This is a genomic window from Kushneria phyllosphaerae, from assembly GCF_900312995.1.
Lineage (GTDB): Bacteria > Pseudomonadota > Gammaproteobacteria > Pseudomonadales > Halomonadaceae > Kushneria > Kushneria phyllosphaerae.
Genome location: NZ_ONZI01000006.1, coordinates 60,023 through 84,245 on the forward strand (window position 1 = coordinate 60,023; position 24,223 = coordinate 84,245).

Consider the following 24,223-nt stretch of genomic DNA (forward strand, 5'->3'; position numbering starts at 1 on the left):
ACAATTGCAGGCAGCGTCAGAGAGTATCAAGGCCTCAGCGAGAGGCATCATCCTGATCCGCGGGCTTGCCGTTGCCGTCCTGGAGGCGCTCCACCCGCGTCAGAATCCCACGCAGCATGTTGAGCTCCATCACATCCATACGGCTTCTCATGTAGAGACGTCGAAGGCGCGCCATCAGCTGGCGGGGATTGGCCGGGTCGTGAAAGCCGATATCGATCAGAGTGCGCTCGAGATGCTCGAAAAAGCGCTCGGTATCGGCGTGATTGGCCAGCGGGTTGTCCCATTCAACGCCAAAGGGATAGGCCGAGCCGGGCAGGGCATCCGCCGTGCTGGCCTGAGTGGTGAGCCATGCCTGACGGCATTCGTAGGCCAGTACCTGAACGGCAGCCGCCAGATTCAGCGAGCTGTAATCGGCAGACGTCGGGATATGCACATGGGTATGGCAGCGCTGGAGCTCTTCGTTGGTCAGCCCCTTGTCCTCTCGACCGAAGACCAGTGCCACCGTACTGTCCTGACCCTGCATCTCGCCGGGCAGGCGGGCGGAGAACTCACGCGGTGAACACAGCGGCCAGGGCAAATGGCGTGAACGGGCGCTTGCTCCGACCACCCACTGACAGTCGGTCAGCGCCGGTTCCAGCGTGTCATGCAGCGTGGCCCGCTCAAGGATGTCATCGGCACCCGAGGCGCGGGCAATGGCTTCCGGGTTGATCCCTTCGCCGCGCGGCGCGACCAGCGCGAGCTGCTCAAGCCCCATGGTTTTCATGGCGCGCGCGGCGGCGCCGATATTACCAGGGTGGCTGGTGCCAATCAGAACAATACGAATACGCTCTAGCATGAAAATCGCCGTAATACAGAAAACGTGGGCCGTTGGGCAGTAGAGGAGGCGATTCTAGCATGGGGAGTAACTGGACTCTGCCCTGATTGAGCGCTGGCGAGTTAAAGGCGTCTCTGCTAGCATCGTCGGCCACTTTTCCGGACAGTCCGCTTTTCAGACATCTCATTTTATCGCATCGCTGGTGTGGCAGGCCGTTGGGCCTGTCGCACGGGTGGTGTTTGACTCTGTCAGCTACTGATCTGCTCCCGCTCTTTAACAGCACTCGGTTCGAGGATTGATCATGCATCCAATGGTCCAGTTTGCCCTGCGCGCGCTTCGTGGCGCCCAGGAACAGTTCGTTCGCGTTCGCGACCGACTTGATATTGCCCGTGAAGACAACACACTTGATACGTTGCTCAGCGATACGGCGCATCGTGCAGAAACCCTGATTGCCGCCCAGTTTGGCAAGGGATACCCGGAGCATGGCATGTCCGGGCGCTATATCGGCTGGAGTGAAGGCCGTGGCGAAGGACGTGATTATCACTGGAAGATCGAAATCTTCCACGGCTACGCCAACCTGGCGTCCGGCACCTCGGGCTGTGCGCTGTCAATGGTGTGTCTCTACAAGGGTCGCCCTGAACACGCCGTCATCATTTCTCCCTTCACCGATGAAGAGTACCTGGTCAGCCGCGGCCGCGGTGGCCATTACAATGGTCGCCGCATGCGTGTGCCGGTGCGTACCAGCATCGATGGCAGCCGTATCGCTCTGGGCCTTCCCGAAAACTGGATGCGCGAACGCTACTTCTCGACCTGGCAGATCCTGACGACCCAGCTGGGTGCGCGCGTGGACATGCTGCGTGCCTCGGGCTGTCCGCTGCTGGACATGCTGTCGCTGTGTGCCGGCCATGTCGATGCCGCCTTCATTCTGGGGCTGGACGAGCAGGACATGCACATTGTCAGTCTGGTGCTCAAGGAGTGTGGTGCACTGTCCGGCACGCCGCAGGGCAGTCCGCAGATCAAGATCGAAGGGGCGCTCATGGCGGCCTCGCCGCGTCTTTTCAAGCAGCTGGTACAGACGATGGGTAACGCGAACCTGCCGATCCTGTAGCCGTCTGTCGAGACCAGAGAAACGGGTCCTGAAAGAACGGATGTCGATACCAAAAAGGGCCCGCCTCCATGAGGCGGGCCCTTTTGCTTGTCACCTGCACTGATCTGCAGGGTCATCCGTCGGTTATGGCAACTCGTCGTCGGCAGCGTTTTCGCGTTTGGCCGGGATCAGATCTTCTCGCTCCAGCTTGACCAGCAGCAGCATGGCAGCTGCTACATAGATGGAGGAGAACGTTCCCAGCACCACGCCCACGATCAGCGCCAGTGAGAAGTTGTGGATCATGTCGCCGCCCAGGAAAAACAGCGCCAGCAGCACCAGCAGGGTTGTTCCCGAGGTCGACAGTGTTCGCGACAGTGTCTGATTGACGGCGTCGTTGAAGATTTTGACCAGATCATTGGACTGGGAGCGCCGGATGTTTTCGCGGATACGGTCGTAGACGATGATGGTGTCGTTGAGCGAGTAACCGATGACTGCCAGCACCGCCGCCAGTACCGTCAGGTCGAAGTCGAAACCGAACAGGGCAAAAAAGCCCAGCAGAATGATCACGTCGTGGCCCAGCGAAATCAGCGCGCCGAGTGCAAACTTGTACTGGAAGCGAAAGGCCACATACAGCGCGACCACACCCAGGGCGATCAGCATGCCCAGACCGCTTTGATCACGGAGCTGGTCGCCGACCTGCGCGCCCACGTATTCGGCGCGGACCAGATTGACCTGTTCGCCCTCGGCGCGCAGGGCGCTGATCACCTGATCACCGATACCTTCATCAAAGGTCTGCTGAAGGCGGACCAGCACATCGGTGTCGGCACCAAAGGTCTGAACCGAGTAATTGCCAAAACCCGCTTCGCCCAGTTCATTGCGAACTTCATCAAGCGAGGGCGCTTTTGCATAGCTCACCTCGACCTGGGTGCCGCCGGTGAAGTCCAGACCCAGACTCAGGCCCTTGACGGCCAGCGCCCCAAGGGCGATGACGGTCAACAGGATGGAGATGATGTAGGCAGCCTTGCGCTTGCCCATGAAATCAAATTGCGTCATTTGCCGGCCTCCTCAGATCCACAGCTTCTTGAGCGACTTGCCGCCTACGACAAGGTTGGTAAGGGCACGGCTCACCATGACGCCGGTAAAGACCGAGGTCAGAATGCCCAGTGAGAGCGTGACCGCAAAGCCCTTCACGGGACCGGTACCGATCGAGAACAGGATGACGGCCACCAGCAGGGTGGTGATGTTGGCATCCAGGATGGCCGTAAAGGCGCGCTCATAGCCGGTATGGATGGCCTGCTGTATCGACCGGCTTCGCATCTCCTCTCGTATGCGCTCAAACACCAGCACGTTGGCATCGACCGCCATGCCCAGTGTCAACACGATACCGGCAATGCCGGGCAGGGTGAGGGTGGCGCCCAGGATCGACATGGCCGCGATCAGCAGCGTCAGGTTGACGGTCAGGGCCAGATTGGCGATCAAGCCGAAGCCCTTGTAGCGCACGATCATGAACGCCAGGACCAGAACCAGCCCGACAATGACCGACATGACGCCGCGGTCGATGTTCTGCTGACCCAGGCTTGGCCCGATGGTGCGCTCCTGTGCGAAGTAGATGGGCGCAGCCAGCGAGCCCGAACGCAGCAGCAGCGACAGCTCGCGTGCCTCGGTCGGAGAATCAAGGCCGGTGATGCGGAACTGATTGCCCAGCGCGCTCTGAATGGTGGCAAGGCTGATGATGCCGCGCTCGGTGTACGGTACGCGCTCTTCGACCTGCTCACCGTCGCGGGTGACGGTGCGGGTGCGGGTCTTGTGCTCGATGTAGAGCACGGCCATGTTGCGACCGATATTGGCGCGCGTGGCGCGGTTCATGCGGCTGCCGCCGGGACCATCAAGATTGATGTTGACCTGGGGTCGGCCACTGTCATCAAACGAGGTGCTGGCGCTGGAGACGCGATCACCGGTAATGATGACGTCTCGCTCCAGTGCTGCCTTGCGGCCGGCATCGTTACGGAAATCGAATGCCTGCTGCTGATCGGCACTGGTGCTGTCGGAGGCCTCAAGACGGAACTCGAGGTTGGCCGTGGCCCCCACGATCCGCTTGGCCTCGGCCGTATCCTGTACGCCCGGCAGCTCCACCACAATGCGGTTGGGTCCCTGTCGCTGAACGATCGGCTCGGATACGCCCAGCTCGTTGACACGATTGCGAAGCGTGGTGAGGTTTTGATTGATGGCGTAGTCCTGAATGTCGGTGACGGCCTGATCGGTCAGCGTCATGACAAGCGTAGGTCCTGCATCATCCTCGTTGGCGAAGGAGAATTCGTTGTACTGGCGGTTAAGCAGCGCTCGTGCCTGACTGCGGTCATCTGCATTGGCAAAGGTAAATCGGATGGCGTTATCACCGGTGGTGTTGTTGCGATAACGAATGCCGTCGCCGCGCAGTGCCTCGCGCATGGCGCTGGCGTTGACATCCAGACGCTGGTCGAGGGCCGCATCCATGTCGACTTCCAGCAGGAAGTGCACACCGCCGCGCAGATCAAGCCCCAGATTCATGGGCTTGGCGCCGATGGCCTGCAGCCATTGCGGCGTCGAGTCGGCCAGATTGAGCGCAACGGTATAGCCCTGTCCCAGTGCCTTACTGACCATATCCCGGGCGGCAGACTGCTGTGAGCCGTTTTCCAGCCGTATCAGGCTGGTGCCGTTGGCGGACTCGCTTGATTTAACGGCGATGCCTGCCTGCTCGAGTGTCTGATCGACACGTGCCATTTCGCTGTCGCCAACGCTTGCGCCGCTATTGGCCGCGCTGATCTGGATGGCCGGATCCTTTGGGTAGAGATTGGGCAGTGCATAGAGAACGCCCACAATAAACACGAGGAGTATCAGCAGATACTTCCAGAGGGGATAACGATTGAGCATCGTGGCCCTGTCCTGATTGGCTGGTGGCTCAAAGAGCGCTTTTGAGGTCGTATCAATGACCACAGGGCCCGACCAATGGTTCAATCACCACTGAGCGAGCCCCGGGCAGAATACGACGTGCTGTGCGTCAACACGCCGCGAGCAGGTATGACCACACCGATATGCCAGAGGTGGTCGCCTGCCTTCACTGGGTTCAGATCGATTTCAGTGTGCCCTTGGGCAGTACGCTGATAACCGAGCTTTTCTGAACGTTGACTTCAGTACCTTCGGCGATTTCCAGAGTGATGAACTCGTCACCGACCTTGGTCAGACGCCCCATAAGGCCACCGCTGATGGTAACTTCGTCGCCTTTGGAGAGCTCTGTCATCAACTTCTTGTGTGCCTTGGCGCGCTTGGACTGCGGACGCCAGAGCAGGAAATAGAAAATCAGGACAAAGCCGACCAGCATGACGATCTGACCGATGGCACCCGCGCCACCGGCACTACCGGAGCCTCCTTCTGCCATGGCTGCCGGAATCAGGTACTCGAGCATGAGGTTTCCTCTAGGAATGATCTTGTTCAGTGGTGCTCTGTTATAAGCCGTTTACGCCTCAAGTGGCGGGACCTCAAGGCCCCGGCGCGCATAGAACGCTGCCACGAAGTCCGCCAATGTACCCGCTTCGATAGCCCCGCGCAAACCACTCATCAGCTGCTGATAATGTCGCAGATTGTGGATGGTATTGAGCTGTGCGCCCAGCATTTCGCCGCAGCGGTCGAGGTGATGCAGGTAGGCGCGTGAAAAGTTCTGACAGGTATAGCAGTCGCAGCCTTCTTCCAGAGCACGCGTGTCATGGCGATGCGCGGCGTTGCGAATGCGAATGACGCCATCAAAGGTGAAGAGATGGCCGTTGCGGGCGTTACGGGTCGGCATGACGCAGTCAAACATGTCGACGCCGCGCCGCACGCCTTCGACCAGATCCTCTGGTCGGCCCACCCCCATCAGATAGCGCGGCTTGTCGTCCGGCATCAGCCCCGGCAGATAATCCAGCACCTTGATCATCTCTTCCTTGGGCTCGCCGACCGACAGGCCACCAATGGCCAGACCGTCAAAGCCGATCTGCTCAAGGCCTTCCAGCGAGCGCTCGCGCAGCTCCCGATACATGCCGCCCTGAATGATGCCAAACAGTGCAGAAGGGGAGTCGCCATGGGCGTCCAGCGAACGCTGCGCCCAGCGAAGGGACAGCTCCATCGAGGTCTTTGCTTCCTCGAATGTGGCCGGATAGGGGGTGCATTCATCAAAGATCATGACGATGTCAGAGCCCAGCGAACGCTGAACCGCCATCGACTCTTCAGGACCCATGAAGACCTTGGCGCCATTGACCGGGGAGCGAAAGTGAACCCCCTGCTCGGTGATCTTGCGCATGTCGCCCAGCGAGAACACCTGAAAGCCGCCCGAGTCGGTCAGAATCGGCTTGTGCCACTGGGCAAAGTCATGCAGGTCGCCATGGGCTTCGATGACCTCGGTACCCGGACGCAGCCAGAGGTGAAAGGTATTGCCCAGAATGATTTCGGCGCCAATGGCTTCGACATCCTTCGGCGTCATGCCCTTGACGGTGCCATACGTGCCTACCGGCATGAAGGCGGGCGTTTCAATGCTGCCACGCGGAAAGGTCAGACGCCCTCGGCGGGCGCGGCCATCGGTTGCCATGCGCTCAAAACGCATGAAACAGTCCTGTCTCATGAAAGATCCTGTCGGTACTTGAAAATCATCAATACAAGGTCGCGGCGCGACGGCGGTTCAGTCGCGCTGACGCGTGAGATACATGGCGTCGCCATAGCTGAAAAAGGCGTAGCGCTCGTCTACTGCTGCCTGGTAGGCCTGCATGACATGGTCATATCCTGCAAAGGAGGCCACTAGCATCAAAAGCGTTGATTCCGGCAGATGAAAATTGGTAATCAGGGCATCCACGCACTGCCATTGATAACCCGGATAGATAAAAATATCCGTGTCGCCGCTGAAGGCCTCGATCCGATCATTGCTGCTGTGCCGGCAGGCACTTTCCAGGCAGCGCACACTGGTGGTGCCTACCGCAATCACCCGGTTGCCACGGTCCTGGGCGGCACGGACCTGCTCGGCCGTCGCCTCGCTGACCTCGATCCATTCGCTGTGCATGTGATGCTCGAGAATGTTGTCGACTCGAACAGGCTGAAAGGTGCCGGCCCCCACATGCAATGTGACGAACGCCTTTTCGATGCCTCGTTGTTCCATCGCCTCAAGCATTGGCTCATCGAAGTGAAGGCCGGCGGTGGGGGCTGCCACTGCGCCGTCATGGCGGGCATACACGGTCTGATAGCGCTCCCGGTCGGTATGCTCGTCTTCGCGCTCGATATAGGGCGGCAGGGGCATGTGGCCATGTGCCTCCAGCAGCGCGACCAGCGGCGTCTCCCCTTCAAACTTCAGCTCGAAAAGCGCATCACGCCGGCCTTCTACCACCGCATGGACTTCCCCTTCGAACACGATGCGGGTGCCGATCTTCGGGGCCTTGCTGGCGCGCAGATGCGCCAGACCCCGGTGGGCATCCAGAGGCCGCTCCAGAAGCATCTCGACGCGTCCGCCACTGTCCTTGTGACCGAAAAGGCGTGCGGGAATAACGCGAGTGTCGTTGAACACCACCAGGTCGCCCGGCGCCAGATGCTCTAAAAGTTCTGGAAAGCGTGTGTGTTCAAGATGGCCGCTGTCACCATCGACGCACAGCAGACGGCAGTCACTGCGCTGGTCGCTGGGATAGCGGGCAATCAGTTCGTTGGGCAGATCAAAGTGAAAGTCGGCGCGCTGCATGGCTTATCAAGAGTCTGTGGCGTCAAGGGGCGGGCATGATAGCGGATGCCAATGGTCTGCGTCATTGACGTGTTGGACAGGGTTCGTATAATACGCCTCGCGCAACACTGCCGGTGTGGCGAAATTGGTAGACGCAGCGGATTCAAAATCCGCCGGACTAATCCTCCGTGTCGGTTCGAGTCCGACCACCGGCACCATCTCTATTTATTTGTTGTTGTTTCTTCCAGAATCATTTCCCCTTCCTGTTTCTTTGCTTGCCATTTTCCCCGGCAAGGCGTGTATTCTTGTCTGTTGTATCCGTTTTAAACGCTCATGACAGAGGAGATTGCGAGTGTCACATCAAAGCTGCATGGTTCGGCATTTTCAATATTTTGCTGATCTCTCCGAATCGGAAATCGAGCTTTTGAGTACGCTTGAGAAATCTCCAGAGCAGCTCAAAAGCGGCGATGCGCTGTGGCGTGAGGGCGGGCGCGCCGAAGAGATGGCGGTATTGAGCAAGGGTTGGGCTTACAGCAGCTATGTGCTGGAAGACGGCAGCAGAATGATTCTGGACATTTTTATGCCCGGAGACGTCATTGGCCTTCGTGAATACGCTCTCGATGCGCATCAATCGACCATTGAAGCCATTACCGATTGCACGTTCTGTCGCTTTCCACACTGTCATCTCGATGACGTTTTCGATAAATCCGGTCGGCTGACCAGTATCTTTTTTGCCATTTCGGGCATCCAGCAATCCATGTTGGTCGAGCGCATGGTCAACCTGGGTCGTAGAAACGCGCAAAGCAAGCTGGCCCATTTTCTTTGCGAAACCCGCAGCCGTCTGTCCAAGACCAATGATGGTGCGCTCAACGAGTTCAGGCTGCCGCTGTCACAGCAGATGCTGGCGGATCTGATGGGATTAACCCCGGTCCATGTCAGCCGGGTGTTTTCTTCATTGCGTGAGCAGTCGCTGGTTTACCGGGATCGGCATCAGGTCAACATTCCGGATATTGATCGTTTGATGGCGTTTTCCGATTTCAGAGAAGGCTACCTTCGGATGCAGCCAAAAGGCCCTGATGCCTGAAATCTCGGGATTCGGGCTGTCACATGGCAGCCTTGGATACTTGAGGACGCTGGCCGCATAGCAAGATTTACGCCGTAAACTTCCAAAGTGTTAAAAAATTAATTCATGGGACGTGTTATAGACTGGTTTTCCATCATGAAATTGAAGGTTTAAATCGGGTCGAGTCAGTATTTAATTGTAATGCCGATTGTCACTATTGTTTTATTTTTAATACTCCGGCGTTAATTCCTGCTGAAACTGGCGAATCAGCATATTTTATTTTCCTTTCTTACATTAGTTTCCTCTGCCAGTGTCGTCTGACAGAGGGTCCGGTAATGGCCAGAGCAAATGTTTCATCAACTCCGGGAAGGGGTCGTATAACGTGGATGGATGCCCTGAGAGGGCTTGCCATTACCATGGTGGTTTATTTACACAGTGCCGATTCGATGGCGCTCAAGTTTGATGATCTTGATCCAGTATTTACCCAGATCAACGGTTATTTTTCACCGTTCAGAATGCCGGCACTGATGCTGCTCTCGGGTCTGCTGGTGGCAGGCTCCATGCGCAAGGGCGCCGATCGCTACTTCAAGGGCAAGATGTCGGGGATTCTTTATCCCTATGTGATCTGGTCAATCATTTCCTACGGCCTTTTTATATATAGAGCGCATTTTAACGGCAAACCTGTTGTCGAGTTCTGGCATTCGCTGTTTTTTGAGCCCATGGCCTATCTGTGGTTTATTTATTACATCTTCTTTTATTACGTTATCGCCTATTTTGTTCTCAGGTTACATTGGAGTGTTTCCATTCTGGGATCGCTGGCGCTCTATCTGGTCTTGAAGGATACCGAGTTCGACCGCTTTATATTTCACCTGCCGTTTTTCATTCTCGGCGGCGTGCTGGGCTATCATCTGGAGGCTTTCAAGCATTTTATCGAGCGTACCAGCTGGTTCGCTGTTCTGGCGCTGGCGGGTCTGGTGACCTGGTATGTCATGGCATATCACGGCCTTGTGGCCACCGGTGGCGCCTATCAGCCCATTTCCATGGTGCTGGCACTGGCGATGACCCTGGTACTGCTGCGTCTCGTTACGTTTAAATGGGTGGCTCCGGTACTGCGTCCCTTTGAATGGTTCGGTCGTAACTCTCTGGTGCTTTTTCTCGTGCATTTCCCGGTGACCTGGGTGGCGCCCGTGGTGCTCGCTCGAGTGGTACACGGCAATCCGGATATGGTTTTTCCGATCTACTTCCTTGGCGTACTGGCCGTCAGTTCATTGGCCGCGGTCATGAATAATCGCAGCAAGCTGGTATCGTTACTGTTTACTGCCAATGTATTGATCAACCGCAAAAAAGCCGGCCGATCCGATGCGCGCATCGGCAATGCGAGCGTCGCTCGTTAACAGGGCGCTGAAGGGAATTCAACTGATTGCATGACCGGCTTCGAGCCGGTCATGTGCTTTTTAGGCAAAAGGCCAGCCTACGCCGACAAGTGCAACCAACCCTGAAAGCCCCTAGAATGTCGGCATTCATGTGGCCGGCAAGATATTCCGACCATGTCTTTCAGGGCCTGAATGGGAGTGGTCATGAGCGAGGGCGTACTGCACTTTTTCTTTATTACGACAGGCGCGATCCTGACGCTTTTATTCTTCCCGCTGCTGGTCATGGTGCTTTTCAAAATACTGCGGCGCTGGCGCGAGGAAAAACGCTCTCGGCACTGAAGGAAGCGCCGCAGTACTCAAAGCTCGGCATGTCGCAATGACATGTGCGAGCTATGGCACTTTATCTGACCGTGACGACACGACAGGCAGCGCGATGATTGACTGCTGCGGAAACGCTGCCGCCCTTTTCGTTTGATGTCCTGCCCAGCCCCTTGTAGCCCATGATGATGGCATCGGCGTCTAACCGGTGCGCTTCACGCTCAATGACCTCGGCAGGGGTGCCCTTGCGAACAAGAATGCTGGTATCAAGGTCTGAAACGTCAATGGTCTCAAGCGCTGTTTGAATCAGCTGCATGGCAGCATCGTTTTGCGAAGGGCTCGTTACCAGAGAGTCGTCATTCTTTTCAGTAATGACCGGCACGTGTAGCAGATAAAGTCTGGCATGGTTGGCACGCGCCAGATGCGCGGCGATGTCCAGTGCCTTGTTGGCATTCCCGGATCCATCCAGTGGTACGAGAATTGTGCGATACATCAATTGGCCTCCTGTTGTCCGTGTCATGTCACTGTCATCACGTGCTTCACAAATATAAAACTGAAGCCGTGTCTGTCATGGGGATCTGCCGTCATGCTCATGGAATCGGCATGGATAAGCCGTAATGAGAAGGGCAGATACTAAAACGCCCGCACCTGAAGGGGCGGGCGTACAGGGGGGCGTCACCAATCAGAATCGACGACCCAGCAAAAGACCTGCCACCACGCCAATGGCAGCGCCTGCGCCAATATAGCTCCAGGCATTTTCATGCACGTGGCGGTCCAGGTCTCGCGCGCCTTCTTCGGTCAGTTCCCAGGCGCGATGCCCTTCATCTTCTACCCGGTCACGAGCCTGATGCCAGCGTTGACCCAGTTGATCACCGGCCCCCTTGAGACGACTGCGTACCTTTTGACCTGCTGAATCAAGCTCATCTTCATAACGCGCCAGTGCGCGCGCGCCTCGCTTGTTCAGCTCCTTTTCGTAATCCTTGAGTCGACGAGTAGCTCGGTTATCGCTGGATGAAAAAATGCCCATCTGATGTCCTCCGTTGACGTGCTCAGGCTTGTTTCAGGTCACTACCGGACGTGCTCTGGTCAGTATAGGTCACTGAAAACGTGGGTGTCTTTCTGGTTTTTGCAGCGCCAGCCGCAGTTGTCGTGACCTGCGCTACCTGATTGGACACTGTACCCAAGCGTAGTTCAGATCAAAACACTTAACCTGGTCTTCATGATGCTGACAACAGGCTGTCATACCTTGTATAACTGCTGCACAGGAAAACGGTTTTTTTTAACTTCTCATGAGTTTTGAAAATTAAAAAACCGATTTTGTTTGAAAAATATGGACAACAGTTCTACCAGTGTTACCATCCTTACACCGCAGGGATGCAGACAGAAGGCAGGACGCTTTCGCCTCATCAGGAGCAGGATTTTCCAGGGAAGGAAAAGTGGTTGAAGACGCCATGGATGGCGCCTGATGCTGTCACTGATGACACCTGCAGATGACGTCCTGTCATCGTGCCTCTCGTTTTATCCTGATATCGCTTTAATATCATGGCTTCTGGCTGGCTTCGTTAATCGAGGCCTTTTTTATGCCCGCGTTTTGGATCGCAGGCGCTCCGAGTCTCATATCGTAGGGGCATATAGTGATAGGGACGGTCTTCGAATCAGCGATGGTCAGGCGTAACATTGTTCGCTTTATTCTCGGAGAGCGCTGTCATGGGATCATTGCGTGTACGTGTCCAGATTGTGGATGCCCTGAATCGGCCCGTAGGCAGCGCACGTCGATGTGATATGCGCCGATTACAGATGTGGCATCGCGCGGTCTACATTTTTGTCGTCGATCAGCATGACAGGCTTTGCGTGCAGCGCCGCACACCCTGGAAGGACATTTTTCCGGGCTATCGCGACCTTTGTGCCGGTGGGGTAGTCGATGCCGGCGAATCCATGGCATTTGCCGCGCGTCGGGAGCTTCAGGAGGAGCTGGGACTGTCACTGGCGCTGAATTATTGCCTGAAACTTCATTTTGAAGAAGGCATGAATGCCTTTGGCAGTGTTTTTCTGGCGCGTTATTACAATCAACCCATGACGCTTCAGCCCAGTGAAGTGTCAGGTATCGAGTGGCTGACGCTTGGTGAGGCGCTGGCGGTCGAGGATGCCACGCCTGATTCGCGCCGGGCCCTGAAAGTCCTTGTCGATCAGGGATTTTGGCTATAGATGCCTGCCCGAGGGCAGGCATCATGCGCCATCAGGCTTCGTGTGTTTCTCTCACCCAGCCATTGCGATAGTCGAGCGCCGGAATATCATCACCTGATAGCCAGATTGGGCCATCCAGATCAACGATGGCGGCGTGGGCGGCGACCGGCAGGGCTGCGCGCATGGCCATGGAAGTGCCCAGCATGCAGCCCACCATGATGGCCATATCATGCTGGCGAGCTTCATTGATCATGGCCAGGGCTTCGGTCAGGCCGCCGCTCTTGTCGAGCTTGATGTTGATCATCTCGTAGCGGTCACTCAGCAGGGCGATATCCTCCCGGGTGTGGCAGCTTTCATCGGCGCACAGTGCCACCGGGTGGGCAAAGTCGGCCAGTACACCATCCTCTCCGGCAGGCAAGGGCTGCTCGATCATTTCGACATCGAGTTGTGCCAGTGCCTGACAGTAGTTCTCCACGCTTTCCGGTGACCATGATTCGTTGGCATCAATAATGATGCGCGCGTTCGGAGCCGCGTCCCGCACGGCACGCACCCGCTCGACGACCAGTTCATCGTTGAGCTTGATCTTCAAAAGCTGCGCGCCCTGTGCCAGTTCCTGACAAGCCGCCTCGGCCATCTCTTCCGGTGTGGCGATAGAGATGGTGTGGGCCGTGACGATTTCCCGTCCGATTGGCGGGCCAAGACGCGCCGTCGGTGTCGTGCCTTCCATGGCGCACTCCAGTGACCACAGGGCGCAGTCCAGCGCATTGCGCGCAGGGCCCGCCGGCAGGCGCTCAAGCAGTGCCTTGCGATCAATACCCTGTTCGATGGCCAGCGATACTTCATCGATATCTGCCATGACCGACTCCGCGCTGTGGCCATAGCGTGGGGTCGGCTTGCTTTCTCCTGTACCGACATACCCGTCCTGGTGGATCTCGACGCGGATCACCTCGATCGAGGTACTGGCACCACGAGCAATCACGAACGGCCGATCCAGCTGCCATGTCTGGGTGTAGCGCTTGAGCGTACGCATTACACGGCTCCTGTCGTAAAGGCGGCAACCAGTGGTTCGATGCCAAAGCGAATGGGGTCGGTGGCCGGGACGCCAAACTGCTGGCTCAATGACGAAAGCTCACGCCTGGCGGTCTCTTCATCCACCTGAGAAGTGTTGACGGAAAAGCCGGCGAGCTTCACATCACGATTGGTCACTCGAGCCGCACTCAGGTTGGCATCGATACATTCGGCCATATCAGGCATGGGGCGATTGGGCAGGTGGCGCATATGGGGTCGGCCCAGTTCATGGCACATCACGATGTAGTCGGGCTGTGCCCCGTGTAGCAGGCCGAGACTGACGCCGGCATAGGCCGGATGAAACAGTGAACCTTGACCCTCGATGATATCCCACTGAGCGTTGTCACCGGCCGGACTGAGCCACTCCACGGCACCAGAAATGAAATCGGCAATGACGGCATCGATGGCCACGCCTTCACCGGCCACCAGCACGCCGCACTGCCCGGTGGCACGAAAGCGTGCCTTGAGTCCGGCGTTTTCGAGCCCACGCTGCAGAGCCAGTGAGCTGAACATCTTGCCCAGCGAACAGTCGGTACCGATGGTCAGTATGCGCTTGCCGCTACGGGGTTCGCCGGTGCCCACCTCCAGCGGCGGGTGGCTGTGACGGATGTCATGAAGTGTGACCCCATGCTCACGTGCCAGCTGTGCCACCCCTTCAATGGCATCAAGGCGCTGATGCATGCCGCTGGCCACGTCCATGCCGTGTTCGATGGCCTGACAGATGACATCACGCCAGTGTGCCGGCAGCTTGCCGCCCGAGTTTGCCACGCCAATGACCAGTGTGCGTGCGCCACGAGCAACCGCTTCCTCGATGCTCAGATCCTCTATGCCAACGCTGGCGGTCTGCTCGGTCATGCGCAGTTGACCGACTGCCTTTTCAGGACGCCAGATCACTACGGCGCGAGCCATCTTGGCCGACACGCTGTCTTCGATGTCGCCCAGAAACAGCAGGTAGGGTGAAACAATATCGGCAGGGCGGTAGGGCTGGCTTGTCATCACTGGCTCCGAAAAATGGGAATCGTGTCAGTGTCGACGATAATCGCCATAGCTTCGAATGCTGTTTTGTCGCTTCGGTATAACCATTGCGTATACCTGACGGCTAACTTGTCTGCCAACGCCGGGCATGAAGCGAGAGCTGTTCGATTAAAAGCGTTCGTAGTTGATGGGCAGCGTGAGGCTGAGGCACATGAAGTGCCCTTAACAGGGCCACATTCATGTCCAGCGCTGGGGCCAGCGGCAATACCTGAAGCCGGTCGCGGTAACGCTCGGCCGTGAAAGGGTCAACGATGCCCGTGCCGCCGCCGGCAATGACCAGCTCGGCAATCACGCTATAGGTCTTGACCCGCAGTCGCGCTGTCGGAGACAGACCCTCCGCCCTGAGGGCCTGGCCCAGCAGGGCGCCCAGGGGGTCATCTTCCGGCATCAGAATCAGGCCGTGGACATTGAGCCATTCAAGCGTTAAACGGGCCGGCGCACTCATCTCCGGTGGCAGAAGCGCCTTCATGGGTGCGCGCATCAGATGCTCGCACTCGATGCCTTCCGGTGCCGGTTGCTCAAATGCCAGTGCCATGTCCAGCCGATGCGCCAGCAGCTCATCGCACAGGGTGGAAAAGTGTGAGGTGACCAGCTCAATGCTTAGCGCCGGCAGCTGGCGTTGAAGGGCGATCAGGGCACTCGGCATGACCAGGTGACCTGGTGCATGGGAGGCTCCCAGGCGCAAGTGCTGGTCCACGCCATGGGAAAGCTGACGCCCCAGCTGATCCACCACATCCAGCTGTTTGACCGCCGCCTCGATGGCCGGCCACAGCCGGAGCGCTTCCGGGGTTGGGGTCAGCCCACGCGGATGGCGCTCGAACAAACGAACGCCCAGCGTGGTTTCGGCGTGCGCCAGCGTGCGCGTCACGTTGGGCTGGGAGACATTGAGCCGCCGGGCGGCAGCGCTGACGCTGCCACAGCTGATCAGGGCATGAAAGACTTCGATATGACGCAGTTTCATGTTGAGGCCAGGGTGGTAACGGATTTGGCCATGATGACCGCTGTCGGCTGCTCATGCATCCTCCTCCCGAGGCGGACGAGCCAGAGGTTCACCTCAGGGCTTGGCGCGCGGGCGCTTGCAGAGGGCTGTCTCTCACATACTGGTGACAAACAGGACAGAACGATAGACTCTTGTCAGCGTTTTGAAAGCACTGGCCTTTTGTACCAGGTTATGAAAACTTGTGCGCCGCAAAGGGGTTTTCGAGCCCAACGGTACCTACCCGATTCGACCATGGAGAATACATGTGGCTTTAAAGAGGCTGTTTTACTGGCTTCGGCTGCCCCTGATGGTGCTTTTGCTGTGCACTGTCCCGGTTGCCGCAATGGCAGAGCCCCAAACGCAGGAAGCCGCTTCGCAGGCATCCGGTCAACCTTCTTATGCGGCGCTGGCGGATCTGCTTGAAAACGAGCAGACGCGTAACGAAATGATCTCGCAGCTGCGCAGTATCGCGCAGGGTGAGTCGCCGTCTTCCGAAGCCGCTCAGGCCTCCGGCGCCGCCGGTGTACCGGTTCAGGAGCAGTCTCTGGGCGGGCGCATTGCCGAGATGACGCAGGGCTTTGCCCAGGGCGTCGCCGAGGATGTGACCAATGCCATCGCCTCCTTCCGCACTGCCGGGGATGGTGAAGGGGCCGGCCTTCCATGGTCGCTCTGGGGCAGTATTCTGCTCGCCTTCGGGATTGCGGTGGTCTCGACGGTAGCCGCCTTTTATGTTTTCCGAATGCTGGTATCACGCATCTATCGTCGTATCAATGATTGGGTGGCCAGCAAGCCGGCACCGTCTTCGGCGCCGCCGATCGAAGCAGGTGAAGACGACGACGTTCAGCAAACACTCGATGAAAGGGAGCAGAAACAGGCTGCCGGTGCTCTTTTGCGGCGCTGGGGTGCTGTCGTCGGCGCGCTTTTGATCGATGTCGTTGTGATCTTGCTGGCGGGTGCCGTGGGCTATGTGATCAGTCTGTTTTTTGCCGGCGAGGCTGGAGAAATCGGTCGGGCTGAATCGCTCTTTATCAACGCATTCGTTATTGTCGAAATCGTCAAGGCCTTGATCAGAATGGTGTTTTCCACGCGCTATGACTCGCTGCGCCTTTTTGCGATGTCGAGCGAGACCGCGTCGTACTGGAACCGCTGGCTGGCGCGCGTGGTGGGTATTACCGGCTACGGCCTGATGGTAGCTGTCCCCATGGTCAACGCCATGCTGTCACCGGCAGCCGGGCAGATCGTCAGTCTGCTTGTCATGATTGGCGTCTACATCTATGCCGTGCGGGTGATTCTGAAAAACCGCAAGACGCTGCGCGACAATCTCAATGCCCGGGCAGACGAGACCAGCTTTGCCTTTTTCAGCACCCTGCTGCGTATTCTCGGTCGCACCTGGTATCTGTTTGCGCTGGCCTATTTCACCGTCTTGCTGGTGGTCAGCCAGTTACAGCCGGCACAGGCCCTGCCCTTTATGGCACATGCCACCGTGCAGACCCTGTTGGCGGTCGGGATCGGCATTCTGATTTCCTCGATTCTCACCATCGCACTGGCGCGCCGCATTCACCTGTCCGATAGTCTGCGTGAGCGCCTTCCGATGCTGGAGGTACGCGTCAACTCCTACGTACCCAAGGCGCTTAGAGGTCTGCGTATCCTGCTGAGCATTTTCGTGGTACTGGTTGTGCTGGATGCCTGGCATGCCTTTGACCTGCCGGGTTGGCTTGCCTCGGACAGCGGTACAGAAACGATCGGCATGATCGTGCATGTTGCCATTATTCTGTTCATTGCCACGCTGATCTGGACAGTGGTGGCAAGCTTCATTGAACACCGTCTGAGTGCGGCTTCTGCGCCAAGTGCCCGTGAGCAGACGCTGCTGTCTCTGTTTCGCAATGCGATCCTCATTCTGATCGTGACCATGACGCTTCTGATCGTGCTCTCGCAGATTGGCATCAATATTGGACCGTTGATTGCCGGTGCCGGTGTGATCGGTCTGGCTATCGGATTTGGGGCTCAAAAACTGGTGCAGGACATCATTACCGGGGTGTTCATTCAGCTTGAAAACGCCATGAATACCGGTGATGTCGTTGGTGTGGCAGGCCTGACCGGCACGGCCGAGAAGATCACCATCCGTTCGGTGGGGCTCAGGACACTGGATGGTACCTTCCATGTGATCCCTTTCTCCTCGGTCGATACGGTGTCCAACTACATGCGTGACTTTGCCTACCATGTGGGGGAGTACGGTATTGCCTATCGCGAGAATGTAGATGACGCCATTCATCACCTGCGCGAGGCCTTTGCCGAGCTGATGGATACCCCCGATCAGGCCGTCAATGTCATCGATGACATGGCTGTACCGGGCGTCATCTCACTGGCAGACAGCTCGGTCAATATCCGCATCATGATCAAGACCAAGCCCGGTACGCAGTGGGGGGTTGGCCGTGCGTTCAATCGTCTGGTCAAAAAGCACTTCGATGCCGCCGGTATCGAGATCCCGTATCCGCATACGACACTCTATTTCGGGCAGGACAAGAACGGTGGCGCACCGCCGGCCAACGTTCACGTGCTCGACGATTATGTGGTGGAGGAAGGCCAGGCCGGCGCGGCTGGTCAGACCCCCTCGCGCAAGGGCGCCAAAACCGTTTCCTCCGGACAGGCAGAGCGCAGCCGTCTGACAGAAAGCGAAAAGCTGCCGGATGAAGATAACGATGAAAGCGAGGCTGACAACGACGTGGATCGTTAAATCGACGTGATCGTCAGCAACAAAAAGGGCATCCAATGGATGCCCTTTTTTATGTGCGCGTCATGTCAGTGATTCAATCATCAGAGGTGACCTCCTGCTCGGCGGCCATCCTGCGCCGGGTGAGTACAACCTCCATGAGCATATTGTAGCGATGGCGCGTCATCATGGTGGTCAACCCGGAAAAGAGTAGCCAGAAACCCCGGCGCCACCGGGTCAATTTCCACACATGAAAGGTCAGCTGGCGAAGCAGCTGGTCCTCATCGAAGGATCGCCATTCTCCGGCCAGTGACACCTGATGGCGAACCAGTACCGGCGACATCTCGACGCGATAGATGCGCTCAAGCTCGTCCGTGGTGAAGTCATATTGCTCGATGACATCCGCCATATGGGCGTAATCGCGCTCACCCGGCTCACGGTCGAGCCACAGCGGTGCCAGTGCCATCCAGAGGTCACGACGATGATCGAGCAGACGCTGGGGGTCATTCATGTTGTCATGAGAAGATGACACCGTTTTCACCCTGCAATATTGAAGCGGTTCAGGGACATTGGTCCCGGCTTGTGCGGACACCTGCGCCCGTACCCGGTAAAATACGCGCCAGGCCGCCATGACTCAATTTTGAGTATTGCAGGGCATTCGATTGTCCGGCCGTTATTGGCGCAGCATTTCTGGAGGGCATTTCGTCGGTTGAAATGCCGTTCGTTTCCATTCTGGCAAGAGAGGTGAGTGTGGTTATCCATCCCAAGGTTCGCGGTTTTATCTGTACGACAACCCATCCGGTCGGCTGCGAGCAAAACGTGCGCGAGCAGATCGAGATCACGCGCGCGCGCGGCACCATTGAAGGTGGCCCCAAAAAGGTACTGGTGATCGGGGCGTCTACCGGTTACGGCCTGTCGGCGCGGATTACGGCTGCCTTCGGATGTGGTGCCGATACGCTGGGTGTGTTCTTTGAAAAGCCGGGCACCGAGACCCGTCCGGGGTCGGCCGGCTGGTACAACTCTGCCGCCTTTGATCGGCTGGCAAGCGCTGAGGGCCTTTATAGCCGCTCGATCAACGGGGATGCCTTCGCCCACGAAACGCGCGCCCAGGCCATCGAGATGATCAAAAACGAGATGGGCGGCCAGATCGATCTGGTGGTCTACTCGCTGGCATCACCGGTGCGCAAGCTGCCCGACAGCGGCGAAGTGGTTAAATCGGCTCTCAAGCCGATCGGTGAGACCTATCGGGCCACGGCGCTGGACACCAACAAGGACCAGATCATCGAGGCCTCGGTCGAACCTGCCTCGCAGGAAGAGATCGACAATACCATCCGCGTCATGGGCGGCGAGGACTGGGAGCTCTGGATCGACGCCCTTGATCAGGCCGGCGTGCTGGCCGAAGGCGCCAGCACGGTCGCCTTCAGTTATATCGGTACTGAAATCACCTGGCCGATCTACTGGCATGGCTCCCTGGGAAAGGCCAAGGAAGATCTGGACCGCGCCGCGCAGGCACTCGATACACGCCTGAGCCAGAAGGGCGGTCACGCCAATGTCGCCGTGCTCAAGTCCGTGGTCACCCAGGCCAGTGCCGCCATTCCGGTCATGCCACTCTACATTTCCATGGTCTATCGCATCATGAAGGAGAAAAACCTGCATGAAGGCACGATCGACCAGCTCAATCGCCTGTTCCATGAGCATCTGACTGCTCAGCAACTGCCGGCACTGGACGACGCCGGGCGCCTGCGTCTGGACGACCGCGAGCTTCGCGATGACGTGCAGGATGAATGCAAGGCGCTATGGCCGCAGGTGACCAGTGACAACGTCTTTGAGATGACCGACTACGCCGGTTACAAGCATGAGTTCCTCAAGCTGTTCGGCTTTGACCGTGACGATGTCGACTATGATGCCGACGTCAACCCGAAAGTCGATTTCGACGTGGTACAGCTCTGAGGTCCAATATGGCGTTATTGCGACACGCGTGTTTAACGACATGGGCGCCCGCGGGGGTGCTGCTGGCCTCCCTGCTGCTGTCCGGTTGCCAGAGCGCCTACTACGACGTCATGGAGCAGGCCGGCGTCCACAAGCGCGATATCCTGTCAGATCGGGTCGTTGCTGCCCGTGATGCCCAGCAGGACGCCGACGAGCAGTTTTCTTCGGCACTTGAACGCTATCAAAGCGTGGTGACGGTGCCCGAAAGCAAGCTATCCCGTGCCTATGGCGATCTTGAGTCCGATTATGAGCGCAGTCAGGCGGCGGCCGAGCGGGTGAGTCAGCGTATCGATGCCATCGAAAGCGTGGCGCAGGCGCTTTTCAGTGAATGGGAAGGTGAGCTGGATCAATATCAGAACCAGACCTACCGGCGGCAAAGCGAGCAGGAACTTGAGCAGACACGTCAGCGCTACAGTGAGATGCTTGATGCCATGCACCGCGCGGAAGACACCATGCCGCCGGTGTTGACGGTTATGCATGACAATGTCCTGTTTCTCAAGCACAACCTCAATGCTCGCGCCATCGGTGCGCTCAAGGGGGAGGTCAGCCAGCTTGAAACCCAGATCGCCACGCTAAGACGTGAGATGCAGGCCTCGATCGAACGTTCCAATCGCTTTATCGATGGTATGGAACCTACAAGCTAGCGATACCCCGTTGTCATTCTGAAAGGGCAGCTCTTTTGAGCTGCCCTTTTTTTATGCTGAATAAACCGACCATTCAGGCCCGGGACATTATCGATTGTTCAGAAAAGTTTTATAAATACTCGTGCTAACTGATACTTTCGATCTCATAGTATTAATTAAATAGTGAAATTGAAGCCTAAAAAGCTCGTTAATTGGTAATTAGAACAAGACGGCGGGCGCTATATATTCACCGGTGCTGAAATGTGTCAGCAATACGGCGGAACAAGGGACGGACGTTATGGCTGCTTATACGGTTGTACGGGTTGATGGCGTAGTGTGGTTGCTGGATCCGCGTACACCGGTGATCCAGGGAATGGCGTTGCCTGAAAATGCAGTATTGATGGCCGCCGACGGGGGACGGATCATTCTGGCCGATGGCACTGTTCTAAGCCTGCGCGCCGGCCAGTCCGCCACGCTGGTCAGCACCGAAGGCATCCCGGAACTTGTTGTACAGCAGCCGACAGATGTTGATCCTGAAATTGCCGCGCTGCAGGCCGCCATTGCCGCCGGGCAGGATCCCACGCAGGTGCAGCAGGCACCGGCAGCCGGTGCCTCACCGGACGCCGGCGGTGGCGGCAGCCCCTCAGAAGGCGGTGGTTTCTCTCAGGCCTTTGACGTGGACCGCAGCGGTCGAGAGCAACAGACTGAATATCGCTATAGCGCCAGCTTCAATGATACCGGCACAACACCTTCTGGTTTTTCCGGCTTCGCAGGTAACAGTGATGCCGAAGATACTTCGACGTCGCCGACAGCCCCTACTGATCCGAATACCGGCGGCGGGGCGACTACGCCGACCGGTCCGAACACCGGCGGTGGCACGACCACGCCTGCCAATCCGACCGACGGTGGCACGACCACGCCTGCCAATCCGACTGATGGCGGTGGCACGACCACGCCGACGGATCCGACCGACGGTGGCACGACCACGCCGACCAATCCGGACACCGGCGGCGGCACGACCACGCCAACCAATCCGAACACAGGCGGTGGCACGACCACGCCAGCCAATCCGAACACAGGTGGTGGCACGACCACGCCAGCCAATCCGAACACAGGTGGTGGCACGACCACGCCAACCAATCCGACCGATCCGACTGACGGCGGCGATACGACCCCGCCGACCGATCCGACCGACGGTGGCGATACGACCCCGCCGACTGACCCGAACACCGGCGGCGGCACGGCCACGCCGACCGATCCGACCGACGGTGGCGATACGACCACGCCGACTGACCCGAACACCGGCGGCGGCACGGCCACGCCGACCGATCCGACCGACGGTGGCGACACGACCACGCCGACCGATCCGACCGACGGTGGCGATGCGACCACGCCGACCGATCCGACCGACGATGGCGATGCGACCACGCCGACCGATCCGACCGACGGTGGCGACACGACCACGCCGACGGATCCGACCGACGGTGGCGATACGACCCCGCCGACCGATCCGACCGACGGTGGCGATACGACCCCGCCGACGGATCCGACCGACGGTGGCGATACGACCCCGCCGACCGATCCGACCGACGGTGGTGATACGACTACGCCTGCCAATCCGACCGACGGTGGTGATACGACTACGCCTGCCAATCCGACTGATGGCGGTGGTACGACCACGCCGACTGATCCGGCCGACGGTAGCGATACGACCCCTTCCAGAACGCCTGTTGTCACGGTGGCACTTGATACCATCGCGGTTGACGACATCATCAACCGCGCAGAATCGCAGGAAGATATAGTGCTCGGGGGGCGAGGTGGCGGAGATGCAGCGGTTGGTGACGCCGTGACCATCAACATTGGTGATACCACTTACTCAACCGTTCTCGATGACAGTCTGTCGTTTTCCATCCCGGTTCCCGGATTGCTTCTGACCGGCAATCCGTCAGTCACCGTGACGCTAATGCACACGGAGGATGACGTCAGTGTGACTGCCAGTTCGACCCGTCCCTACAGTGTCGATCTTGATGCCCCATCACCAACGATTCAGCTCGATCCGATCGCCGATGACGACAGCGTCAGCGCTGCCGAATCCAGCCAGACGATCGTACTCTCCGGTGTTGCGGGGGGAGATGCCGCCGTTGGCGATCAGGTCACGCTTCTGGTTGGCGAGGTGCAATACACCACAACAGTGGGAAACGACTTCCGCTTTAGCGTTTCCGTACCCGGCAGTGAGCTGGCGAACGCGCAGGATAGCGCTGTCATCGCTGTCATCAGTCATACCGATGCGGCAGGTAACGTGGGAAGTGCCACGACCGCCCGCGGTTATGATGTCGATACGGCAATGCCGGTGTTGTCGATTGCTTTGGACACCATCGCCGGCGATGACGTGATCAATGCGGCGGAAGCCGGACAGGACGTTGCCATCACCGGCCGTGCCGGTGGTGATGCCGTGGCCGGTGATACCGTCACCGTCAATGTCGGTAGCCAGAACTATTCAACGGTTGTGGGCCAGAACGGTGCATTTAGTGTCGCGGTACCGGGTTCGGTACTGGCGTCTGCCGTCGCCAACAGTGTCTCGGCCTCCGTGTCGCATACTGACGCCGCTGGCAATACTGGCAGCGCCGAGACCACTCGTCCTTATAGCGTCGACACCACGCCGCCGGCACTATCGATCACGCTCGACACCATTGCCGGTGACAACATCGTCAATGCTGACGAGTCCGGTCGCGATATTCCGGTGACCGGCTCGGTCAGCGGTGAATACGCTGCCGGCGACACCGTGACCCTGACGGTGGGTCAGCAGAACTACACCGGTGCGGTGAACGGTGACGGCACCTTCTCGATCAACGTGCCTGGCAGTCAGCTGGCACAAAACGATGCGATTCGTGCTGACGTCAGCCATACCGACGCGGCGGGTAACGTGGGCTCTGCCAATACGGCGGCCAATTATTCGACCAGCACGGAACTGCCGACCGTTTCGGTCTCACTGGACACCATCGCCGACGATGACGTGATCAATGCCGCCGAAGCGGCAGCAGATGCCAGCATCACCGGCCGTGCCGGTGGGGATGCCGCGCCCGGCGATGCGGTGACGATCAGCGTGGGCAATCAGAGCTATACGTCAACGGTCGCTCAAAACGGCACGTTCAGCGTGGCGGTACCGGGTTCGGTACTGGCAGCTGCAGGCACCAACACTATCAGTGCGTCTGTCTCGCATACGGATGCGGCAGGCAATACTGGCAGCGCCGAGACCACGCGCCCTTATAGCGT

The 24,223-nt window shown here is 58.3% G+C and carries 21 protein-coding genes and 1 tRNA gene; 10 read left to right on the top strand and 12 right to left on the bottom strand.

The annotated features are described in order from the left end of the window. Positions 1–34 precede the first annotated feature (34 nt). Complete coding sequence (locus KSP9073_RS17035; RefSeq protein ID WP_108844175.1) at positions 35–835, bottom strand: RNA methyltransferase; 801 nt, start codon at positions 833–835, stop codon at positions 35–37. 280 nt (positions 836–1,115) lie between these two features. Here KSP9073_RS17035 and KSP9073_RS17040 point away from each other — a divergent pair, with 280 nt between their 5' ends. Continuing rightward, positions 1,116–1,922: an inositol monophosphatase family protein gene (locus KSP9073_RS17040; protein ID WP_108844176.1), complete on the top strand. Its 807-nt coding sequence runs from the start codon at positions 1,116–1,118 to the stop codon at positions 1,920–1,922. A gap of 123 nt (positions 1,923–2,045) precedes the next feature. Here the strand turns inward: KSP9073_RS17040 and secF are convergent, their stop codons facing one another. The 5 genes from secF to queA form a co-directional block, all read right to left on the bottom strand. Further along, positions 2,046–2,954 carry a protein translocase subunit SecF gene (secF, locus tag KSP9073_RS17045; RefSeq protein ID WP_108844177.1) on the bottom strand — a complete coding sequence of 303 codons (909 nt, stop codon included), beginning with the start codon at positions 2,952–2,954 and terminating at the stop codon, positions 2,046–2,048. 12 nt (positions 2,955–2,966) lie between these two features. Beyond that, on the bottom strand, positions 2,967–4,811 hold the full coding sequence (gene secD, locus KSP9073_RS17050) for a protein translocase subunit SecD (protein ID WP_108844178.1): 1,845 nt from the start codon (positions 4,809–4,811) through the stop codon (positions 2,967–2,969). Positions 4,812–5,004: 193 nt separating this feature from the next. Then, positions 5,005–5,343 (bottom strand): preprotein translocase subunit YajC, encoded by a 339-nt coding sequence (gene yajC / locus KSP9073_RS17055; RefSeq protein ID WP_108844179.1) that lies wholly within the window; start codon positions 5,341–5,343, stop codon positions 5,005–5,007. 51 nt (positions 5,344–5,394) lie between these two features. Further along, positions 5,395–6,513, bottom strand: a complete 1,119-nt coding sequence (gene tgt, locus KSP9073_RS17060) for a tRNA guanosine(34) transglycosylase Tgt (RefSeq protein ID WP_207771513.1) — start codon at positions 6,511–6,513, stop codon at positions 5,395–5,397. Positions 6,514–6,588: 75 nt separating this feature from the next. Then, positions 6,589–7,629 (bottom strand): tRNA preQ1(34) S-adenosylmethionine ribosyltransferase-isomerase QueA, encoded by a 1,041-nt coding sequence (queA, locus tag KSP9073_RS17065; RefSeq protein WP_108844181.1) that lies wholly within the window; start codon positions 7,627–7,629, stop codon positions 6,589–6,591. A 109-nt stretch (positions 7,630–7,738) separates the two neighbouring features. Here queA and KSP9073_RS17070 point away from each other — a divergent pair. The 4 genes from KSP9073_RS17070 (at position 7,739) to KSP9073_RS17905 (ending at position 10,383) form a co-directional block, all read left to right on the top strand. Then, positions 7,739–7,826 (top strand) — tRNA-Leu (locus tag KSP9073_RS17070). 134 nt (positions 7,827–7,960) lie between these two features. After that, a complete protein-coding gene (locus tag KSP9073_RS17075; protein WP_243409282.1) occupies positions 7,961–8,692 on the top strand; it encodes a Crp/Fnr family transcriptional regulator in 732 nt (243 codons plus the stop codon). Positions 8,693–9,057: 365 nt separating this feature from the next. Further along, entirely contained in the window at positions 9,058–10,065 is a 1,008-nt protein-coding gene (locus tag KSP9073_RS17080) for an acyltransferase family protein (protein WP_165814290.1), read from the top strand. Between the two features lie 183 nt (positions 10,066–10,248). Next, on the top strand, positions 10,249–10,383 hold the full coding sequence (locus KSP9073_RS17905) for a hypothetical protein (RefSeq protein WP_257789417.1): 135 nt from the start codon (positions 10,249–10,251) through the stop codon (positions 10,381–10,383). 61 nt (positions 10,384–10,444) lie between these two features. Here the strand turns inward: KSP9073_RS17905 and KSP9073_RS17085 are convergent, their stop codons facing one another. Both KSP9073_RS17085 and KSP9073_RS17090 read right to left on the bottom strand, forming a co-directional pair. Further along, a complete protein-coding gene (locus KSP9073_RS17085; protein WP_165814291.1) occupies positions 10,445–10,855 on the bottom strand; it encodes a universal stress protein in 411 nt (136 codons plus the stop codon). A gap of 189 nt (positions 10,856–11,044) precedes the next feature. Next, positions 11,045–11,389, bottom strand: a complete 345-nt coding sequence (locus tag KSP9073_RS17090) for an ElaB/YgaM/YqjD family protein (protein ID WP_108844185.1) — start codon at positions 11,387–11,389, stop codon at positions 11,045–11,047. Positions 11,390–12,069: 680 nt separating this feature from the next. On the opposite strand from KSP9073_RS17090, the gene KSP9073_RS17100 reads away from it, so the two are divergent. Continuing rightward, positions 12,070–12,567, top strand: coding sequence for an NUDIX hydrolase (locus KSP9073_RS17100; RefSeq protein ID WP_108844200.1), 498 nt, complete (start codon positions 12,070–12,072; stop codon positions 12,565–12,567). Between the two features lie 31 nt (positions 12,568–12,598). Here the strand turns inward: KSP9073_RS17100 and dgcA are convergent, their stop codons facing one another. The 3 genes from dgcA to KSP9073_RS17115 form a co-directional block, all read right to left on the bottom strand. Then, the gene (gene dgcA / locus KSP9073_RS17105) at positions 12,599–13,576 is read right to left on the bottom strand and encodes an N-acetyl-D-Glu racemase DgcA (RefSeq protein WP_108844187.1); all 978 of its coding nucleotides are present in this window, start codon (positions 13,574–13,576) and stop codon (positions 12,599–12,601) included. Further along, positions 13,576–14,610 carry an N-acetyltransferase DgcN gene (gene dgcN / locus KSP9073_RS17110; RefSeq protein ID WP_108844188.1) on the bottom strand — a complete coding sequence of 345 codons (1,035 nt, stop codon included), beginning with the start codon at positions 14,608–14,610 and terminating at the stop codon, positions 13,576–13,578. The genes dgcA and dgcN overlap by 1 nt, the downstream gene beginning before the upstream one ends. 103 nt (positions 14,611–14,713) lie before the next feature. After that, complete coding sequence (locus KSP9073_RS17115; protein WP_108844189.1) at positions 14,714–15,610, bottom strand: LysR family transcriptional regulator; 897 nt, start codon at positions 15,608–15,610, stop codon at positions 14,714–14,716. A gap of 361 nt (positions 15,611–15,971) precedes the next feature. Between KSP9073_RS17115 and KSP9073_RS17120 the strand changes: the two genes are divergently transcribed. Further along, complete coding sequence (locus tag KSP9073_RS17120) at positions 15,972–18,362, top strand: mechanosensitive ion channel domain-containing protein (protein WP_243409283.1); 2,391 nt, start codon at positions 15,972–15,974, stop codon at positions 18,360–18,362. A 73-nt stretch (positions 18,363–18,435) separates the two neighbouring features. Here KSP9073_RS17120 and KSP9073_RS17125 read toward each other — a convergent pair whose 3' ends face one another. After that, positions 18,436–18,849: a DUF7079 family protein gene (locus KSP9073_RS17125; protein ID WP_108844190.1), complete on the bottom strand. Its 414-nt coding sequence runs from the start codon at positions 18,847–18,849 to the stop codon at positions 18,436–18,438. Between the two features lie 239 nt (positions 18,850–19,088). On the opposite strand from KSP9073_RS17125, the gene fabV reads away from it, so the two are divergent. The 3 genes from fabV to KSP9073_RS17140 form a co-directional block, all read left to right on the top strand. After that, entirely contained in the window at positions 19,089–20,288 is a 1,200-nt protein-coding gene (gene fabV / locus KSP9073_RS17130) for an enoyl-ACP reductase FabV (protein WP_108844202.1), read from the top strand. A gap of 56 nt (positions 20,289–20,344) precedes the next feature. After that, positions 20,345–20,971, top strand: coding sequence for a DUF2959 domain-containing protein (locus tag KSP9073_RS17135; protein ID WP_243409284.1), 627 nt, complete (start codon positions 20,345–20,347; stop codon positions 20,969–20,971). A 277-nt stretch (positions 20,972–21,248) separates the two neighbouring features. Continuing rightward, positions 21,249–24,223, top strand: a 2,975-nt coding sequence (locus tag KSP9073_RS17140; protein ID WP_133241048.1) for a retention module-containing protein, incomplete at its 3' end; no start/stop codon positions are given.